We start from the raw sequence: 17781 nt of genomic DNA, 5'->3' as shown, positions 1-17781 counted from the left end.
TTAGTAGAGCAAAAATCCGTAGGATTTGAATACGCTGGTTGCTGCATTAGTTTGGAGGTAGCTGTAGAATGCTTTGGCTTCTGCCTCATGTTTAGTTCCTTTTACAATACCGATCGGATAGTTAATCGGTTTGTGAGCGAAAGAGCCTACAGTAAGAGCGATCTTAACCTTCTTGGAGGTCAAAGCATCGGTTTTGTATACAAAGCCTGCATCCGCATTGCCGGTTTCAACATAGGAGAGCACCGCGCGTACGTCTTTACCAAAGATAAGCTTGCTTTGCAGTGTATCCCAAAGCTTCTTGGCAGTTAGGGATTGCTGTGCATATTGTCCAGCCGGTACGGATTCCGGTTGACCAACGGCCACCTTCTTGAAGGAAGGACCCGTAAGCAGGGAGATCGTATTAAGCTTCGCCTTCGAGCTCGCAGGAACGACGACGACCAATTGATTCTTCAGCAGTTCTTTGTTTGTGGAGATGAGTCCGCCATCAACGAGAGCTTTCATTTGTTTGTCGCCTGCGGAGAAGAAAATATCAGCCGGAGCGCCCTGCTCGATTTGTTTCTGCAACGTGCCTGAAGCGGCATAGTTAAAGACCAGATCGATCGTAGGATGAGCCTTCTCGTATTGAGCAGCAATTTTGTCCAGGCTGTCCTGCAGGCTCGCCGCCGCAGATACGATGATTTCCGTCTTGCCTGCGGCCTCTGCCTTACCGCTTGTTACCAAGGGCGTTGCAGCAAATACTGCCACCGCCATTACTGTCATTGCCAGCTTTTTTAACATTCTCCCATTCCTCCAGTGTATGTATTGATATGATTAGGAGCTATTCTAGCACATCTTCGCAAAATCTACCATATATTTTGTTATGATTCATATCATCGTGTTATATTTGAACAAATAACGTCAAAATAACTCGCTTTCTGCAAGGGAAGAAATGCTTACATGTAAAAAGAAGAGAGCCAAACAGGCCGGGGTGTTCGAAAAATACACAGACGACAAAAATACCCTTCAGCCTGCCGGGATCGGCATAGTTTAAGCCGAAGCGGCGGAACTGAAGGGTATTTGGAGAAATCTTAAATGGGCTAATTCTTCATCCGGGGATCGAGCACATCGCGCAGACCGTCCCCCATCAGATTGAAGCCGAGCACGGTCAGCATAATGGACAGGCCCGGAAAGACGACCGTCCAGGGCGCTTTCTGGATAAACTGGCGGGAATCGGACAGCATTTTGCCCCATTCAGGCTCAGGAGGCTGGGCGCCGAGCCCGAGAAAGCCGAGCGCGGCCGCTTCGATAATCGCGGTCGCGATACCAAGCGTCCCCTGCACGATAATCGGCGTCAGGCTGTTCGGCAGAATATGCGTAAGCAGAATGCGCGTGTTCTTCATGCCGATGGCCCGCGCCGCCGTAATGTACTCCTCCGACTTCAGGCTGAGCACCTTCGCGCGCACAAGCCGCCCGTAAGTCGGAATGTTGACAATGGCGATGGCGTAAAGCGCATTTTGCAGCGACGGCCCGAGAATCGCCACGATGGCGATGGCCAGCAGAATGCTGGGAAACGCAAGCAGTATGTCGAATAGACGCGAGATAAGCATGTCGATCCATCTGCCGTAAAAGCCAGCGAGCACGCCGAGCAATGTGCCGACGATAATGGAGCCGATGACGGAGAAAAAGCCTACCCAAAGCGAAATGCGCGCGCCGTAGATGATGCGGGTGAACATGTCTCTGCCAAGGTCATCCGTACCGAACCAGTGAGCGGCGGACGGCGCCTTCAGCCGGTCCATCAGCACCTGTTCTTTGTAATCATAAGGGGCGATGAACGGCGCCAGCAGCGCGATCAAAATGAAGAAGACGATAATGCCGAGCCCGAGCATCGCCGTTTTATTTTTGCGGAATGCCTTCCATGCGTCGCGCCAAGGGCCGGAGACCTTTTCGGCAGAAGCGGCTTCCGAATTGATATTCAATGATGCCTGTGACAAAAGGGTCCCTCCTTACTTGTATTGAATGCGCGGATCGATGGCGGCATACAGCAGATCCACAAGCAGATTGATGAAAACAAAGATGAAAGCGATGATGAGAATTCCGGACTGGATGACCGGATAATCGCGCGAGCTGATCGCTTCAAATATATACCGTCCCACGCCCGGCCAGGCGAAGATCGTCTCTGTCAGCACTGCTCCGCCGAGCAGCGCGCCCGTCTGAAGACCGACGACGGTCAGCACGGGAATGAGCGAATTTTTGAGGGCGTGCTTGTACACGACAATGAACTGAGACAGTCCTTTGGCTTTGGCCGTGCGGATATAGTCCGAATTCATAACCTCCAGCATGCTGGAGCGGGTCATCCGGGCGATAATCGCCATCGGAATTGTTCCGAGCGCGATGCTCGGGAGAATCAAATGCTTAATGACGGTCCAGAGCTGATCCCAGCGCCCCGCCAAAATGCTGTCGATGACATACAGATTGGTAATGCTCTCCACCGGGTCCCGCTGATCCATCCTCCCGATCGAGGGCAGCCAGTGAAGCTTTAACGCAAAGACCAGTTGTTCCATGAGGCCAAGCCAGAATATCGGCATGGACACTCCAATCAGCGCGATAATCATCGCGGTATAGTCAAACCATGAATTCTGTTTCCAGGCGCTTAAAATGCCGGCATTCACGCCAACAAAGGTGGCGAACAGCATTGCGGCTGCCGTAAGCTCCAGCGTTGCCGCCAGGTAAGGCACGATTTCTTTGGCAATCGGCGTCTTGGTGCGAATCGAGGTTCCTAGATCGCCTTTCAGCAGATCGCCCATGTAATCAAAGTACTGCGTTATCCAGGGCTTATCGAGACCGAGCTGGTCCCGCAGCGCCTGTTTGGACTGTTCTGTCGCCTTCTGGCCCAGAATGGTCTCCGCCGGATCTCCCGGAATGGCATGGATGATGGAAAATACGATTATCGTCATGCCGATCAGGACGGGAATCAGCACCATGATACGTTTTAATAAGTAGGAACTCAAGAACGGATCACCTTCCTTACACGGACTTGCCGCCGCTCTTTAGCGGCGGCAAGATCGTGTGCTATGAAGCTATTCGAAGTAAACTTCGCTGTAATATTCCGTGCCTGTCGGACTCGGAACAAAGCCTTTCAGATTCGCTTTGGCCGCAAGCAGCGGAGTCGTGTGCACGAGCGGAATCCAAGGAGCGTCTTCTTTGATGATCACCTGAGCCTGCTTGTACAGGTCGGCGCGTTTGTTTTGATCGATTTCTTTTTGCGCATCAACTAGGATCTTGTGCAGGTCTTCGTTTACATAGAAGTTGCGGTTGTTGCCAGGGATGGAGTCCTTGTCAAGCAAAGTGTAAATGAAGTTGTCAGGGTCGCCGTTGTCGCCCATCCAGCCGAGCATGTAGATGTCGTCTTTCTCGCCGGCTTTCGTATCGTCCAGATAAGTCGCCCATTCCGGAGACTCGATGACGGTCTTCACGCCGATTTTCTCCCACTCTGCCTGAATCGCTTCGGCAACCTTCTTGCCGTCCGGCATGTAAGGACGGGATACCGGCATCGCGTACAGCGTTACCGTATCCGGCAGGCCGTTCGGATAACCGGCTTCCGCCAGCAGCTGCTTCGCTTTGTCCAGATTATATTCATAATCTTTCACTTGGTCGTTATAGCCCCACAGCGACGGCGGCATCGGATTGACGGCCGGCTGCGCCTGTCCGGCGAAGAATGCGTCGATAAGGGCCTGTTTGTTAACGGCATAGTTCAGCGCCTGTCTTACTTTTACGTTGTCAAAAGGCTTCTTCTTGAAGTTGAAGCCAAGGTAAGCAACGTTAAACGAAGGACGTTCGATCTTTTGCAGATCGCTGTTGCCTTCCAGCGTCGACAGATCATCCGGGCTCACATCTTCCATCAGGTCGATTTCGCCGTTTTGCAGCGCGTTGAAGCGTGCGGTGTTGTCCGGAATGGAACGAACGATTACTTTGCTCAGCTTAGGAAGTCCTTCTTTCCAGTAGCTTGCATTCTTTTCGAGTGTAATGGAATCGTTATGCTTCCATTCCTTGAAGACGAATGGGCCTGTGCCGACCGGCTCGTTCTTGAAGTTTTCTTTCTTTTCTTTAATTGCGGTTGGACTCGCGATGCCGAATGAAGTCATCGCAAGGTTTTGCAGGAAAGGAGCCTGCGGCTGATTCAGTGTAAACTGTACGGTCAAATCGTCGACAGCCTTGACTTCTTTAATAACGCGCGAGCCGTCCGGTCCGAACATGGAATCATAGTAATCGAAGGAATCGCCTTCGAATTTGTACGGGCTCTTCGGATCGCTCCAGCGCTGGAAGTTGAATACAACCGCCTCGGCGTTGAAATCCGTGCCGTCATGGAATTTTACGCCCGGATGCAGCTTGAACGTATAGATCAGGCTGTCCGGCGATACTTCCCAGCTGTCTGCCAGGGAAGGCTCGACCTCGGTGGTTCCCGGCTTGTACTCCAGCAGGGAATCGAATACCTGATGGTCGATTTTCAAAGATTCTCCGTCGGTTATAATCGCAGGGTCAAGCGAAGCGGAGTCGCCGCCGCGTCCCACAACAAGCGTATCCTGCGCCGATGCGCCGGCGGTCGCCGTGCTTGCCGGCGAACTGGTCGCCGCACTGTTAGTCGAGCTTGCGTTATTGCCGCCGCAGCCGCTGAGTACGAGTCCCGCGCCAAGCGTAAGGGTTAAAGCCAGACTGCCCCATTTCTTCATTTTCGTTAATACCCCTTTCTCTCCATAAATATATATAATGCGTTTATATAGAGCCGCTCTGAAAGGGCGGCCATAAACCACGTCTTGCGCATATGGCAGAGTTTCCGGCCAAAGCCAGCCGGGCCTTCCTCTCTTTAGGCAAGCTGCGTTCTGGATTCCCCGCCGTACAGATAACAGGCAGTGAAGTGTCCCGCTTCCGTCTCGGCAAGCTGCGGCCGCGAATTGCGGCATATATCCATCACATGCGGACATCTTGTATTGAAGGCGCAGCCTACCGGCGCATTCGCCGGACTCGGTACCTCGCCCTGCAAAATAATGCGCTCCTTCCGCAAATCCGGATCGGGCTCGGGGACCGCCGACAGCAGCGCCTGCGTATAAGGATGCTGGGGATGGGAATACAGCTTCTCCTTGTCGGTAATCTCCACGATCCGCCCAAGGTACATCACCGCGACCCGGTCGCAAATATGCTTTACCACGCTGAGATCATGCGCGATGAAAATGTAGGTTAATCCGAATTCGCGCTGCAGATCCTGCATCAGGTTAATCACCTGCGACTGGATGGATACGTCCAGCGCGGAGACAGGCTCATCCGCCACAATCAGCTTCGGCTGAAGGGCAAGCGCCCGGGCGATGCCGATCCGCTGCCGCTGGCCTCCGGAGAACTGATGCGGGTAGCGCTGAAGGTGAGCCTTCGACAGGCCGACAACGTCAGCCAGCCGCAGAACGGCGGCTTTGCGCTCCTTGGCGTCACCAACGCCGTGGACGATCATCGGCTCCTCCAGAATCCGCTCCACCGTGTTGCGCGGGTCCAGCGAGGAGAACGGGTCCTGGAACACAATCTGCATATCCCGGCGCCGCTTGCGCAGCTCTTCCATGGACAGCTTGCGTATGTCCTGTCCCTCGAAGAGGATCTCCCCGGCCGTCGGCTCAATCAACCGGAGCAGCGAGCGTCCGGTCGTCGATTTGCCGCAGCCGCTCTCTCCCACCAGGCCGAATGTCTCGCCTCTGCGGACGGCAAACGAGATGTCGTCCACGGCCTTGACGAAGCCCTGCGTTTTATTCAGAAACCCTTTTTTAATCGGATAGTATTTCTTGAGTCCCTTTACTTCCAGCAGATTTTCGCTCATACCGCATCCTCCTGACTACCGTCATGCAGCCAGCATCTGCAGCTGTGCCGGTTCTCCTGAAGCGTTAGCTCCGGCAGAGACTGGCGGCAGATGTCCATCACTTGCGAACAGCGCGGCGCAAACCGGCAGCCCTGCATATTTTTGCTCAAAATCGGCACGTTGCCCGGAATCGAATACAGGCGCTCGCGGGTCTCATCCATCCTCGGCACGGAAGCGATCAGGCCCTGGGTGTACGGATGCAGCGGATTTTTGAAAATATCATGAACTGAACCTTCCTCCACAACCTTGCCTGCGTACATGACGGCGACCCGGTGGCACATCTCCGCAACGACGCCCAAATCGTGGGTGATCATCATAACGGCTGTCCCCTGCTCCTCGTTGAGCCGGCGGATCAGATCCAGAATCTGCGCCTGAATCGTCACGTCGAGCGCGGTTGTCGGCTCGTCCGCAATCAGCAGCTCCGGACTGCAGGAGATCGACATCGCGATCATTACCCGCTGACGCATGCCTCCCGACAGTTGATGCGGGTACTCGTCGATAATAGCCTCCGGCCTTGGGATGCCGACCTTGCGAAGCATTTCCACCGCATGCTCGCGGGCTTCCTTTTTGGACAATCCCCGGTGCAGACGCACCGTTTCGATAATTTGCTGGCCTACGGTGAACAGCGGATTGAGTGAGGTCATCGGCTCCTGAAAAATCATGGACACGGCGTTGCCGCGAATTTTCCGCATATCCTTTTCCTTCAGCGGCACGATATCCGTACCCTTGAACATAATGCGGCCATCGACAATGCGGCCTGGCGGATTAGGCACAAGCTTCAGCACGGACAGGGAGGTGACGCTTTTTCCGCAGCCCGATTCTCCCACCACGCCCAGTACCTCGCCGGGATTGATATAGAGATCGACGCCGTCGACCGCAGGCACTTCTCCTTTTTCCGTAAAGAAATGCGTATGTAGATTCTCAATTTGTAGAATAGGTTGGATCAAGAAGCTTACCTCTCTTCCGGCAAAATTGAACATAGGTCAAATTTGAAGCAAATAAAAACTCTCCGGTTCAGAGAGAGATCAATGACGTAACATCATATAAAAGCATTAACCTGACACTACATGAAAGAAATGCTGCTTTGAACCAACAGAGCTGTGATATAAGTTGACTTTACTATATATATTCCGACCCGACAAGTATAATTTTCAAAAACATGGAAAGCCTTTTTTCATCAATATGCATGTACATGCGTTTTCACGAAAAAGCACTCAAAAAAAAGACTGCGCTATTTATACAGCGACAGCCATTTCTCTAGTTGATAGCGTAAAACTTCCCTGTAATGGACAGGCTCGATGATTTCCGCTGCTTCTTTAAAGTTCGTCACCCAATCAATGAATTCCCTGTCCCGCTCAAGCGAGACCTCAAAATAGGCGTACTTACCATGCTGCTCCGTTTTTATGGGAACAATCCCACTTTTTCCCCTCCTAATTTCCTCCAGCGCACCTTCAGTAAACCTGACCTTAAACACCATACGGAGGCTGTCCTCATCCACTGACCACTTTTGTTTCGTAAATGCCTGCAAGTTGAACGGTTGTTTGGAAAAGTTCTTATCCGTCAGTTTGACATTCGTCAGATCATGGGTGTGAAAGCTTCGGATGACCTTCATGCGGTGACAATATCCGATAAGATGAAAACGATTTTCCAGTGGGACCAGGTAATACGGATCAATCTCGAGTCCGTTCTCCTCCTGAGCATTGTCGAAGTAATCGGCGCGTATGCATTTCTGTTTCAGAACAGCGTGAAGAATACGGATCAGGTGGAACTGTTCCGGCACGGCGCCGTTTCGCTCCAGCCAAAGAGAACCGGCTTCCTTCCTGGCGATTTCCATTTTTTCTTCTCTGTCCGCCTTCTGCTTGTATTCGGCCGCCATCACTTTTTCATAAGCACTCTCGAAGCCACGGGGCATCAACGGCTTAATCATCTCTATGGCGTGGCTAAGCTGCGAAAATGCGGCCGATTCCTCCGATGACCAGTCCAGGGGGTACAACGCAAAATTGCCGATAAAAGCATATCCTTTCCCATGCCCCATGTGGGTAATCGGGATATGCATAGCACTCAGAGCATCCATATCCCGATAGATCGTTCTCTCGCTGGTGCCGCAGCGTTCAGCCAACTCGCGCGCCAAAATGCCAGGCTTGGCCTGAACGAGCGTAATAATACGCATCAGACGGATTAATCGGTCTGTCATAATAACTTCTCCTTGCCACAATTAGTAAAATAGACTCATTGAATTATTAACATCTAGATATATGTATCTATTTTATAAGATTAAAAATTTTATATAATAGATTAAGTAATAGAACTATTTTACTATTTTAACATACTTAACAACTTGCTTCTTCATTACTCTCCTGGATGATAAGTGAATATTCTCACAAAATATTGAAATCACTTATCCTTCGGCTGCGCCCGGTCTTTCACATGCGGGTGTTTGCTCTTGTTCAATCGGATCGGACTTCCGTTCGCACTGTATGTATAGCGACTCGGCTTCTCGCAGCAGGTCAGGATCCCCGGAACGCACGGCCATAAGCAGCAGATTATCCGCATGACGCCGCAGCTCCTCCCGGGCAAGCGTTTGCTGTCCTTCCGAATATAATAACAACGCTTCCGCAATGGTCTTCTCTACCTTTAACAATTCCACACGCTTCTCTACATAAAATGAACTGGCCGCATCGATATATCCGGTATGGCGGCTGTACTCCAGACTCAGCTTCTGTACAGGCAGCTCCCGTCCACGTTCACCCGGCCGCTGTCTGTATCGCCACTGCAGCCACAGCATTTCATGCCTGCCGGCCGCAAGGGAATTTAGACTAAATTCCAGTGCAATATATTTACTCTGCCCTGAACGGATGGCCCCCAGTGAGAGTAGGAGTCCCTGATCCCCTAATTCCGCTGGGCGGCAGCCGTGCACCTCGGTCAGGCTAACATGAGGTTCAAGCCATATATGCAGCTCTATGTCGCGTGCAGCCAATTTCTGCGACTTCTTCCGGCTAATACCCGGCTGCGCGGCACCGCGCCATTCGATAAGCAGGACGGCCTTTTGCGATTTGCCGGAAAAAATGTAATCATGGCTCCATGTGTAAGCCGGTTGAATTCTGGCTTGCATTATTTCCACCTCTTTCTTTTTTTGGGTTTTCTATTAATGTACCAATGTTGGCGGACAACTCCTTGTCATGGAATATATGTTCGGTTTGATATTATCGACAAAAAAAAGAGCCGATTCATAGAAAGTGAACCGCTCTCGAAAAGCAACAGCTATAAATGGCATGATGCAATCAATCATTTTCTTCTTCTTTGACCTTCCAACCTGCCAAAAAACGATTGTACACAAAACGGCTGCATCCAATCGTCTTGTTAATGAGTGTGGCTTGATTTAGGTGTGGGATCGATGCCCTCCGTTCACCTCCAAGTATAACCGAACACAAGTTCCTATTCAAGAAGTTTCCAGCAACAAAACTGCTGTTAGTCGAGAGGAGCGCAAGGAAAGCGCGGGACGTGAGAGCCGTCGAAGAGGCTTCGTAAGTCAGAGCTTTGAAACAGGTAGAATAGGGTATTTGAGGGAGAACGGGCGGCTATTGCCACAATTTGTCGTACACTGGCGTGTTATAATATAGGATAGGAAAAACACATTTACACGTCAGGCGGTGATTCAACCTATGAAATTAAAGATTCTTCCTTCACTGCCGCGTCTGCTGTCCGCGATTCTGCTGACCGGAACCCTCTATACTCTTCCCGCGCCGGCAGCCCATGCGAATATTTTTGGTGACCTGTACCGCGGACTGGAGCAATTCTCCGAACTGCCCGACCAGATGAATAATCTGCAGGAAGGCTATCATCAGACCGTAAACGAGCTGGAGCAGACGAAGAATGCGCTTGGACAGACTATAGATGAACTGGATCAAACCAAAAATCAGCTGGAAGCGTACCGCAGCGAGAACACCTCGCTTCAAGAGCAGAACCGGCAGCTTACCGTGATGATCGATGAGCTTAGAGACGAGCGCGCCGCGCGGGAAAGCTATATACACCGTCTTAAAGTGACTGCGGCTACAGGTCTCGGACTGATTGCGGGTTATTTTATTCTCACTAGAGTTATCCGCCTTGGCATGCGAAGCCGTTCCCGGAGAGGGGACAGATTGCATAAATAATCAAAATCCGTCGGGGAGCGTCCCTGATTGAGAAAGGAGTACGGGCGGTGAAGGCGGAAGTACAGGACAGAGGAAACGCCTTGAGCGGAGAGGCTCTGACTTTCACGCTGGAGGAGAACGAGGAACTTCATGTGCTGCATCCGCAGCAGATTATCGCTTATCAGGGGCCATCCTCCGGGCGGGCCGACCGATTCATGGATGTAAAGGGAATGTACCGCAAGCGTAAGCTGATCCGGGCGGATATGACCGGTCCTTGCCGGTTTACGGCGGCTCTGCCTCCGGGCTACAGCGTCAAGACGGTTACGCTGGACGGCAAGGACGATTTGCTCTACGACTTCAAGCACCTGTTCTACTATAGCAAAGGAATTAACATGCAGACCCGCGTGCTAAGCGTAAAGAATATGATCGTGACCCGGGACGTCGTCAAAGTCAGGTTCTCCGGCAGCGGAAGCATCGGCATCCTGACGGAAGGAGTCGTATGCGAAGCCGCTCTGGACCCGGTGCAGCCTTTATATGTCGATGCGGGCAGTGTGATCGCCTACCCCGAGAATGCTGTGCTTGAGCTGACGGTCTACGGCAACCATCTGGCCAGCCAGCATATGAGCTATCACTGGAAAATGACCGGCAACGGCCCTGTTCTCTTTCAGGCCGGGCGGCAGAACCGGAGATTTGAACGGGAGAATGATGAGGACGGTCTTTTCAAGCGGCTGCTGAGGGAAATCCTTCCCTTCGGCGGCGTATTTATCAAATAAGGCGGCAACAGTCAAAAATGGCCGGTTCCAGTCAAATTCTGACTGGAACCGGCCATTTGCGCGCTCATAAATCGCGGCCGTATGCGGACAACCGCCCGGCGCGCAGCCGTTGCCGATTCTTAGGCGAGGTAAGCGTTCAGCATCCAGATATGCTTCTCGACACTCGCTCTGATACCGATGAACAGATCGCCTGTCGGTTGATCGCCGGACGCTTCAGCCAGTGTAATGCCGGCGCTCAGCTCTTGCGCGATAGTCGTGTAATCCTTGACCAAAGCCGCTACCATTTCCTTGGCGCTCTCGCCGCCTTTCGCTTCCTCCAGGCTGGACAGAGCCAAATATTCTTTCATCGTGGAAGCGGGTTTACCGCCGATCGCAAGCAGACGTTCCGCCACAGTATCCACATATTCAGCAGCTTCGTTATAATACTCTTCGAATTGGCTGTGAAGCGTGAAGAAATCCGTTCCGGTAACAAACCAGTGGTAATGATGAAGCTTAATTCCCAGCAGTGTCCAGTTGGCAGTTTGACGATTCAATGTGGCATGCAGTTCGGTTTGAGTTTTCAGATCAGTACTCATGATTCATTCCTCCCGGTTATAAATATTTAATATTTAGACTTATTCTAAATCTATATATAGATTATCATATCTCTTACGATTTTGCAATGCTTTCACCCGTAATTGGTGCATATCCTATCATACTCATCGGAGCAGCGGCTATTATTTCTGTCACAATCGGTACATATAAAATAGGAAAGAACCCTCTTTACAGGGTTCTCATGCAGGCATTGACGTCCTCGGCTATTCTCTTGAGTATATTTGCAGTTCATGGATGGACCAGAAGTTCCCGCCGGCGCCGGTTTGGATGATTTTTACATACCTGGCCTTTCTTTGCGAAAAGGGATACATGTCGACGTCCTTCTTCCCCCTTCCGTTAGCAGCCCGCTCCCAGTTGACCGCATCCTCTGACACATAGATGGAATAACCCCTGGGATAATCATAAGGAGAACGCGAGGTATCCATCTGGACGGCTTCAATCATATGCGAAATTCCCATATCGATCTGAATGGCCTCGCCGGGAGTCATGTTTACTCCGGTATCCCAACGCGTGCTCGGATCTCCGTCGATCGTGTAGGACAACTTCTTTGGGCTCTGGTTAATATTGTCCGTCACCTTCCACCCGGTCCTGTCCAGCGGAACAAGACCGGTAGCCGTAATTTGCGCCTTGTCCGATAGCAGGCCCGAGCCCGTCACCCTTACCGCGTAGGTGTACACCTCTCCTTCTCTTAGCCCCCGGTCGATGTATGATGTGTCGCCAACACCCTTTGCTATGGTTTTCATTTCGCCCCCCGTCCCCTCTGAACGAAACACATCATAGCCGGTTCCGGGCGCTTCCAGCCAGTTGAGCTGCACGGAAGTCCCTCTGGCCGCGGTGGCCGTCAGGTCTCGCGGGGCCTCGTCCTGCACCGCAGCGGATGGCTGCAAAATATACTGAACCGCTTCTCCCGGCGCCAGCGTCTCCGTGAAGGTCAGATCAGGTCCCGCATTCAGTCCGGTCACGTAGCGGCGCGCTTTTTCATACGTATCGCCGCTTCCAAAGCGTTCTCCCTCGTACGCCGTTTTCTTGGGCAGAGTAACCTTGACGCTGACGGTCTGCTGCGTATCCTCGAAGTTGACGAGGTTAACCAGCACCTTGTTCGAGGCAGCATTCGTTCCCGCCAGCGGGGCCAGCTTGGATGTATCCACAGCCCGGACATAGACCAGCTTGTCGGCAAGAGCGCTTTTGTTGAGCAGACGGTAGGTAAGTGGAGCGCCATGGGTGGCATAAGCCAGGCTCAATCTGCGCATGATGCTGACGCGTGAATCCTCGTTCTCTTTTGTGTAATAAATTTCCGTCTTGGCCGGGTCGTGATTTTTCAGATTGAGGTTCTTGAATTGGAACAGACTATAGTTGTAGAAAAAAGCGGCGTGCTGCACGAACATATCCGCATAGCCGATGTGGGCTCTCATAATCCGGTCAAATGCGGCTGACGTCCGCTCCTCCGCCCCGTAACGATAATCGTCCACATGGGTGTCGGAGGTGCCGAACTCTGTAACCAGCATTTTTTTGGGGAGGCCGTTGTTCGAGCCTTTGAACGTCTTCAGGTTCTCAGTGAAGCTGCCGCCATTCTTGGCAACGTAAGATTCGCCGTAAGAATGCCCATTGGTGAGATCGGTGTCCTGCTCCAGCTCCATCCGCTGCGCGGGATCGCGTTCCCAGCCGTCGGGGTCTCCGCACTGCTTTACGCCGCCCCGTTGGCTTTTTTCACAGGGGTCCTCCTTGTACTTCGGCCAGTACGTCCAGCCGGGAGCGACCGTCTGCAGATGGGGCGCAATTTTTTTGCCCTCCTTATTCAGCCATTCGGCTATCGCCAGATTGACGGCTTTGGAGCGGTTAAACAACCCCGGCTCATTGTCCACCTCGTAATATTGAATGTAAGAGCCGTATTTCTGAAAATATTCGGTCAGCTTCTTCTTCGCGCTTTCCGGCAGCGAGCCGTCCGCATTTAGCTTGATATCCCCGGTGTACAAATACAGCGCGACCGCCTGCATATTATAATCCTTAAGCACCTTATAGTAATTCTCCAAATCGGAACGGGAAAAGTTCACATCGCTGGCGCCGCCCGTACGCATAATATTGCCGCTGTAGGCCACGCCCAGCCACTTCATAATGTAAGGCAGATGAATGGTGGCGCCTGTATCAAAATAAAACTGCTTGTTGGTTACCATCGTGCCCGTAAGCACATAACTGCCGTGAATCGGCTCGGGAATCGGGGAATCCAAAGACAGCAATTTCAGATCATCCCAAGTCCACCATAAATACTGCTCCTCCGCGCTCGACGCATATAGGGAATGAACGGCCTTCAGCTTAAGCTCGTTGTCACCGACTTGCAGTTGTTCCTTCGGGATATAAAGTTCATACGTTTTGCGGAATTTGTATTCGCTGCCCGTTCCCGCAACACCCGCGATCTGAATAATCCCCGACAGCTCGCTGTTCGAGAATACCGCCATCTGCGGAACCGACTTATAGGCGTCGAGAATGCTTACCTGGAACAGAACCCCGTTCTCCGGGATTTTGCTCAAACGGTAAGATATACTTAGTTCAGGCGCGCTCCTGCCGTCAAGACCGGAGGGCACTTTTTTAAGCACGGACGCGTCCGGCTTCGATGATTTTAGGCTGACCGTACTTCTGGCGCTTGAAGTGTCACTCGGCGCGAACTCGCCGGCCGATGCATCACGGCTGCCGAGCTGCCAGATGATATCACCCGCAGGGGCTGCAGCTGCCGTCTTATACGCGGAGGAGAACTTGCTCATCCCGCTTTCCTGCCTCTCCGTCTCTTCACTCCCCAAAAACGATACAGACAGCAAGAATAAGATGGCAAGTCCTGTAAGCTTCAGAAGTATAGATAAAGGCCGGGCTTTTCCTGGTTCTCTCATTCCCTGTCCTCACTTTCTCTAGAAGTCGGTTAGATACAATGTTCTCATTTGGGAAGAAACAGCACATTAGGGGGAATGACCTCCTCCTGCCGATCCGGCCCTTTCCAGAGCAGCTTGATATCGGCCTTCCCTTTGTTCTCAAAGTACTCCACCTTGATGTCGTAACGGGTATTCCCCTTCAGCCAAATGCTTCCTTCCCGGGCAACATCGTTCTGCGGCACCCAGCTGTCGATAATGAGTTTTCCGCCGATCCATACCCGCACTCCGTCGTCGGACACCGCCTTAATGGTGTAGCTGCCCGTGACGGGAGCCTGGACATGGCCTTGCCAGCGCACGGAATAGAAGTTTCTCTCCATGCCGTTGGCCGGCGGGGCATCATGCCAGATAAAGTTGAGATTTGCGTCGGTTCTGCTTAAGAACGGTTTGCCTTTCAGGTCTTTATTGCTAAAATAATCTCCCTTCAGCCCATTTCCGGCGGCTTCAGGCTGCCAGTTCGTCATGCGGATAAAATCGTCTTTGGACAACGTATAGTCCGCGCTCATGAAGCTGCTTATTTTCTGCTGGCTGTTGTTCTCGGTCAGCATTTTGCCCCAAGTCATCATGTAGACCCACTTGCTCTGGCTCTTGGCAAGCAGTTGGGGATCAGGCAGCTCCCCGCTTTCCCCTATGGCAATCGGCTTCCCGTCCGCCAGCGTCAACAGGCTGTCATAATAAGTCTGCTGAAAGTCGTTATTATAAATGTCTGCCGCCAAAATATCGACCTTATCCGCCCCCGGATAATAAGGCGCATAGGCGTCGGCCCACCCGTTGGGCGCATTCGGATTCCATACCCAGAGCAGGTTGTTCAATTTATGTTTACCCACATATCGGTCGTACATGATATTCCAGAGAGCAGAAAAATTATTTTTCTTGCCCCACCAGAACCAATCGCCGTTCATTTCATGGTACGGACGCCACAATACGGGAACCCCGGCGGCCTGCAGCTGCTTCAAATATACGGCTGTCCTGTCCAGGTCGGCAATCAGCATGTCATACTGGGCTGTGCCGGGTGTCACATAGGCATCAAAATCGCTCTGGCTCAAACTCTTGGATATATTGGACCAGGTCGGAGATGTGCCGGGAAGGTTCTCATGGAACGTCATGGCTACAATACCGCCGCTCTTATACCAGTTGATGGCGCTCTTCACTACCGCCTCGCGCTGGCGGTCAATCATGCCGGGCGACTGGCCGTTAACCGCTCCGAGCTCGTAGCCGTGAAGCACGGCATCGCTTCCAGCCGCCTTCTTCAGCTTGCCAGTGAACTCATCGGGGCTTTCCAGATAATCATGCTGGCCGGAGATCAGGCCGTTTCCGCTTAAGTTCACCAGATATTCAAGCAAATTCCGCGATTCTGCTGAAGCGGATGAATTAACCGGCGAGACGGTTTTTGGTACTGCCGGGGAGATGTTATCGGTGTTTACCCAGGGCAGTATAGCGGCAAGCAATATCAAGGGCATAGTCACAACGAACAGCCGCTGTTTACGGAATATATTCAATGTCATTTTCCTTTCTTAAGCTGGATTGTCGCCCCCGAATGTTCGTCTTCCGGATGCCGGAAATAACGGCCATTATCCAAAAAAGAGCTCGATAGCTTAGAAGCCCTGCTGAAAAGTAAGCAGGGCTGTCAAGGCTCTAATGAACTGAATTAGGTTATACTTTCAAAATATCGGCGGCCCACACCAGAATATTCGCAAAATATATATATATATCAAAGCGACCCTATATCAAAGCGATCCGGAAAGATAAAACGCGCTCGCGGGAACGGTTTCCTTAATTTGGCTTGGGCTTTCCCACATCAGACGAGCTTTGGCGCTCCCCGTATTATCGTAATATTCTACTTTAATGTCGTACAGTTTCCCGGCTTCCAGATCGATTCTTCCCTTCCGCTCTACTCCGTATTGAGCGGACCAGCTGATAATGACGGGCGTCCCGTTGACCCATAACCGTATGCCATCATCCGAACTTGTATAGAAGGAATAGTTCTCGGTATAGCGTGCCTTGATTTTACCGCTCCAACGGACGGAAAAATAGTCAGGGCCGAAAGAGCTGTCCGGTGTTCCGGCTCCCCAGTTAAAATCGATGGCCGATTCTTCCCTTACCAGCGCAGGCGTTCCGGAAAGCTGCATATTGGAGAAATATTCGCCAATCAGCCCGTTGCGGGGCTGCGAAGGCTCCGGCGTGACCGAAGGTGCTGGTTCCGTGCCGCCCGGGTCATTCGCATGATCCAGCGTCCCCGAACCTTCTCCTATCGGCTGAAAAATCGGAGCCGGAGTCGGAGCCGGTGTTGGACTCGGCGTCGGCGTTGGTGTTGGGCTCGGCGTCGGTGACGGTGTTGGACTCGGCGTTGGCGTTGGGCTCGGCGATGGCGTCGGACTCGGCGATGGTGATGGCGTCGGGCTAGGTGTCGGACTTGGTAATGCTGCCGACACCGTAAACGAAGCCATTCCCGTAATGATCTCATCGCGGGTTAACGTAAACCCGTTGTTCAGAAAGCTCTTAATGGTTGTAGTGCTGTTGTTCTCGTACAGCATTTTGCCCCAAGTCATCATAAAGACCCATTTGCTCTGTGATTTGGGCAGCATCGCCGGATCGGGCATTTCGCCGCTCTCACCAATGGCAATCGGCTTGCCGGCAGCCAGAGTCAACAAGCTGTCATAATAGTACTGATTGAAATCCTTGTTATAAATGTCCGCCGCCAGAATGTCTACCTTATCCGCACCGGGATAGGTCTTGACGTAAGGATCGGCCCAGCTGTTCGGCGCGTTCGGGCTCCATACCCACAGCAGATTGTTAAGTTTATGAACATTAACAAAACGGTCATACATAATATTCCACAGAGCTGCAAAATTGTTCTTCTTGCCCCACCAGAACCAATCGCCGTTCATTTCATGGTACGGACGCCACAGTACAGGCACCCCGGCATCACGCAGAGTTTTCAGCGATACCGCCACTTTGTCGAGCTCCGTGATCAGGCTGTTGTACTGCGCAGTTCCAGGCGTGACATACTTGTCAAAATCGGCCTGGGACAGCGATTTTTGCACGTTCGCCCAGTCATAAGCCGTACCGGGAAGATTCGCATGATACGTCATGGCGACGATACCGCCGGCCTTATACCACTGGATGGCGCTGCTGACGACATTTTGCCGCAGCCATGTCACGGCGCCATCCGTTTGCCCGTTAATCGCCCCAAGCTCATATCCATGGAGGGCTGCATACCTGCTGCTCGTTACTTGAAGCTTGTTGTTGAACTCGTCCGGACTTTCCAGATAATCATGCTGGCCGGTAATAATGCGGGTTCCGGAAATCGAGTACAGGTAGCTCAGCAGCTTGACCGCTTCGGGAGAAGCATCAGGGTTGACCGGGCGCCCCGGAGCCTCCGCAGCCGAAGCAATCGCCGGGCTTCCTGAACCCGCGGGCAGGACAAATGTCCAGAGCAGACACAGGGATAGCATAAAAAAGAATAGTCGATACATACGGTGAACTTTCAATTCCAT

Annotated in this window: 14 protein-coding genes and 1 pseudogene; 2 read left to right on the top strand and 13 right to left on the bottom strand. The window is 52.2% G+C overall.

Annotated features, from left to right (window positions below; genetic code table 11):
• The 9 genes and pseudogenes from modA to VK70_RS27675 form a co-directional block, all read right to left on the bottom strand.
• Positions 1-777 carry a molybdate ABC transporter substrate-binding protein gene (gene modA, locus VK70_RS01980; protein ID WP_025694173.1) on the bottom strand — a complete coding sequence of 259 codons (777 nt, stop codon included), beginning with the start codon at positions 775-777 and terminating at the stop codon, positions 1-3.
• Between the two features lie 299 nt (positions 778-1076).
• A complete protein-coding gene (gene nikC / locus VK70_RS01975; RefSeq protein WP_025693095.1) occupies positions 1077-1970 on the bottom strand; it encodes a nickel transporter permease in 894 nt (297 codons plus the stop codon).
• A 12-nt stretch (positions 1971-1982) separates the two neighbouring features.
• Positions 1983-2987, bottom strand: a complete 1005-nt coding sequence (locus VK70_RS01970) for an ABC transporter permease (RefSeq protein ID WP_025694172.1) — start codon at positions 2985-2987, stop codon at positions 1983-1985.
• A gap of 69 nt (positions 2988-3056) precedes the next feature.
• Entirely contained in the window at positions 3057-4706 is a 1650-nt protein-coding gene (locus VK70_RS01965) for an ABC transporter substrate-binding protein (RefSeq protein ID WP_025694997.1), read from the bottom strand.
• Between the two features lie 134 nt (positions 4707-4840).
• Positions 4841-5833, bottom strand: coding sequence for an ABC transporter ATP-binding protein (locus tag VK70_RS01960; protein WP_046722721.1), 993 nt, complete (start codon positions 5831-5833; stop codon positions 4841-4843).
• Entirely contained in the window at positions 5830-6819 is a 990-nt protein-coding gene (locus VK70_RS01955; protein ID WP_025694432.1) for an ABC transporter ATP-binding protein, read from the bottom strand. The genes VK70_RS01960 and VK70_RS01955 overlap by 4 nt, the downstream gene beginning before the upstream one ends.
• Before the next feature lie 284 nt (positions 6820-7103).
• Positions 7104-8066: a helix-turn-helix transcriptional regulator gene (locus VK70_RS01950; protein WP_025694431.1), complete on the bottom strand. Its 963-nt coding sequence runs from the start codon at positions 8064-8066 to the stop codon at positions 7104-7106.
• A gap of 204 nt (positions 8067-8270) precedes the next feature.
• Positions 8271-8984: a hypothetical protein gene (locus tag VK70_RS01945; protein WP_025694430.1), complete on the bottom strand. Its 714-nt coding sequence runs from the start codon at positions 8982-8984 to the stop codon at positions 8271-8273.
• A gap of 196 nt (positions 8985-9180) precedes the next feature.
• A pseudogene (locus VK70_RS27675) lies at positions 9181-9291 on the bottom strand (helix-turn-helix domain-containing protein); the annotation flags it as partial.
• Between the two features lie 243 nt (positions 9292-9534).
• Between VK70_RS27675 and VK70_RS01940 the strand changes: the two are divergent.
• Positions 9535-10023 carry a coiled-coil domain-containing protein gene (locus VK70_RS01940; protein WP_025694429.1) on the top strand — a complete coding sequence of 163 codons (489 nt, stop codon included), beginning with the start codon at positions 9535-9537 and terminating at the stop codon, positions 10021-10023.
• Between the two features lie 47 nt (positions 10024-10070).
• Entirely contained in the window at positions 10071-10775 is a 705-nt protein-coding gene (locus tag VK70_RS01935) for an AIM24 family protein (RefSeq protein ID WP_025694428.1), read from the top strand.
• 119 nt (positions 10776-10894) lie between these two features.
• Here VK70_RS01935 and VK70_RS01930 read toward each other — a convergent pair whose 3' ends face one another.
• The 4 genes from VK70_RS01930 to VK70_RS27670 form a co-directional block, all read right to left on the bottom strand.
• Positions 10895-11350, bottom strand: coding sequence for a Dps family protein (locus VK70_RS01930; RefSeq protein ID WP_025694427.1), 456 nt, complete (start codon positions 11348-11350; stop codon positions 10895-10897).
• 222 nt (positions 11351-11572) lie between these two features.
• Positions 11573-14248: a discoidin domain-containing protein gene (locus VK70_RS01925; protein ID WP_025694426.1), complete on the bottom strand. Its 2676-nt coding sequence runs from the start codon at positions 14246-14248 to the stop codon at positions 11573-11575.
• 44 nt (positions 14249-14292) lie between these two features.
• Complete coding sequence (locus tag VK70_RS01920) at positions 14293-15789, bottom strand: glycosyl hydrolase (RefSeq protein ID WP_046722715.1); 1497 nt, start codon at positions 15787-15789, stop codon at positions 14293-14295.
• A 222-nt stretch (positions 15790-16011) separates the two neighbouring features.
• Positions 16012-17775 carry a glycosyl hydrolase gene (locus tag VK70_RS27670; RefSeq protein ID WP_162151000.1) on the bottom strand — a complete coding sequence of 588 codons (1764 nt, stop codon included), beginning with the start codon at positions 17773-17775 and terminating at the stop codon, positions 16012-16014.
• Positions 17776-17781: the final 6 nt, after the last annotated feature.

This window comes from Paenibacillus durus ATCC 35681 (assembly GCF_000993825.1).
Classification (GTDB): Bacteria; Bacillota; Bacilli; order Paenibacillales; family Paenibacillaceae; genus Paenibacillus_AQ; species Paenibacillus_AQ durus_B.
Note: the sequence above shows the minus strand (reverse complement) of the source record. Positions and strands in the feature narration are given on the sequence as shown.

Bases quoted from the DNA above. Each gene is read 5' to 3' on its own strand.
- modA (WP_025694173.1), bottom strand. From the start codon at position 777: ATGTTAAAAAAGCTGGCAATGACAGTAATGGCGGTGGCAGTATTTGCT.
- VK70_RS01965 (WP_025694997.1), bottom strand. From the start codon at position 4,706: ATGAAGAAATGGGGCAGTCTGGCTTTAACCCTTACGCTTGGCGCGGGA.
- VK70_RS01960 (WP_046722721.1), bottom strand. From the start codon at position 5,833: ATGAGCGAAAATCTGCTGGAAGTAAAGGGACTCAAGAAATACTATCCG.
- VK70_RS01950 (WP_025694431.1), bottom strand. From the start codon at position 8,066: ATGACAGACCGATTAATCCGTCTGATGCGTATTATTACGCTCGTTCAG.
- VK70_RS01945 (WP_025694430.1), bottom strand. From the start codon at position 8,984: ATGCAAGCCAGAATTCAACCGGCTTACACATGGAGCCATGATTACATT.
- VK70_RS01940 (WP_025694429.1), top strand. From the start codon at position 9,535: ATGAAATTAAAGATTCTTCCTTCACTGCCGCGTCTGCTGTCCGCGATT.
- VK70_RS01930 (WP_025694427.1), bottom strand. From the start codon at position 11,350: ATGAGTACTGATCTGAAAACTCAAACCGAACTGCATGCCACATTGAAT.
- VK70_RS01925 (WP_025694426.1), bottom strand. From the start codon at position 14,248: ATGAGAGAACCAGGAAAAGCCCGGCCTTTATCTATACTTCTGAAGCTT.
- VK70_RS01920 (WP_046722715.1), bottom strand. From the start codon at position 15,789: ATGACATTGAATATATTCCGTAAACAGCGGCTGTTCGTTGTGACTATG.